The organism is Candidatus Cloacimonadota bacterium (genome assembly GCA_011372345.1).
Lineage (GTDB): Bacteria > Cloacimonadota > Cloacimonadia > Cloacimonadales > TCS61 > DRTC01.
Genome location: DRTC01000238.1, coordinates 1 through 1,765 on the forward strand (window position 1 = coordinate 1; position 1,765 = coordinate 1,765).

At 33.0% G+C, this 1,765-nt stretch carries 1 protein-coding gene; it reads right to left on the reverse strand.

Going from position 1 to position 1,765, the window contains the following annotated elements:
- Positions 1 to 1,327, reverse strand: a 1,327-nt coding sequence (locus ENL20_04590; GenBank protein HHE37833.1) for a sigma-54-dependent Fis family transcriptional regulator, incomplete at its 3' end; no start/stop codon positions are given.
- Between the last annotated feature and the right edge of the window lie 438 nt (positions 1,328 to 1,765).

A 1,765-nucleotide genomic window follows, 5' to 3' on the forward strand; every position in this document is an offset into this window, starting at 1 on the left:
CACGATTATCTTTATATTTTGTACGAAGATGTTGAATCACATGTTTCTTCATATTGTCCATCAATCCACCGTATCGGAGATGACCGTTTTCCATTAACTCTATTATCTGCCAGAAGGTTTCTACATTTGTTTTTGTTTTTAGAGATGACAGGTTTTCTTTCTTATCAATTTCTAAAATCAATTCATCGGAATTATTCATTAACATTTTGATCAAAGATTGATATACGATTTTCTGGAGTTCTCTCATATTTCCAGGAAAATTATATTTTAGCAGATTAACGAGAGATTCCTGATTCAGTTTTATTTTTCCTGAAAAGTCTTTGGATACCTGTTCCTTTAAAAAACGATTTGTAAAAACCGCACACATAACTTCGATATCTTCCGGAGTTTTCCGCAAAGGAGGAATGTTAATTTCAGCCCCTTTTAGACGATAATAAAAATCCTCCCGGAAATTATTCTGTTGTACCGCTTCATAAAGATTTTTATTAGTCGCATAAATATATCGCACCTCGATCTTTTTCTCTTTGGTCGAACCAACTTTGAGGATAACCTTTCTTTGAATTGCTCGCAGCAGTTTTGCCTGCTGATTAAGGGGAAGATCGCCAATTTCATCGAGAAAAAGGATACCTTTATTTGCTTTTTCAAAAACTCCGGTTTTTCCTCTTTTATCTGCTCCGGTAAATGCTCCTGCTTCATATCCGAACATTTCGCTTTCAAACAAAGTATCGGGAATTCCGGCACAGTTCTGAACAATATAATCACCTTTGTAATTTCCCAAAATATAAACTGCTCTCGCCAGAATTCCTTTTCCAGTTCCATTCTCACCATTAATTAATATATCGGAATTAATACTTTCGGTATAAAATGATAACAATTGATAACATTTCTGCAGTTCAGGATTTTTGGAAATGATGATGCGGGAATAATCCTGTAAAACCAATTCCACAACGGTTTTGAAATATTCTAAATTGATACTTTCTTTTGGAATGAATAAATCAGTGCCACTTTGATAGGCTTTGAAAACATTCTCAAAATCATCTTCATTGGAAAATGCTATTATTTTCGTTTTCTTATTTTGAATTTTGAGTTTGTTGATCAAATCAAAAAGAATTTCTTTCTCTGCGAAATTTGGATTGAATATTATTAGCTCGAAAAGAAATTTTTTACATAAATCTACTGCTTCCTGAATGGAGTTTGTAAAAGTATATTTTTCTTTTTCTTTGATTCGATGACATTTGCGTTCAGGAAGTTCAGGATCAAGGTATAAGATGGTTCTGTTTAATTCTTTCAGGAATTTCAGAATTTGATTTTGTTTTTTTGAATTCATTTTTTCTCCAATTAATGTAGAACCGAACTTGTTCGGTTGGCTTTTTTTTGCGAAAATTACTCCAATGAATTTCTTTCATGTAATTTCCGTAAAAATATCTCTCTGTTCGGTTTGATTCAGAACAAGTTCTGAACTACTCCGGGAAATCAAAAGCATCCTTCGTACTTGCACTTTTTTTCCTGATAAAGTCGTGACCATCAAGAAGCTGACAAGCAAGAGCATAAAAGAAAAGCCCATTCTTCTTATTCCTTACATCTTTGAAGGAACTTCTCTCGAAATCCCGTAATTCATAAAACGAGCGTAAAAGAGATGCTGCTGTCAGACTTATAAGAAAACCTTTCTGCGAATTCTCGTCGAGTTTGCTTTTAAAAGGATAGATTTCTTTTAGAATATTATTGAAATTTTCAGTTTCAGGTAAAGTTTCTATTTCAAAATCAG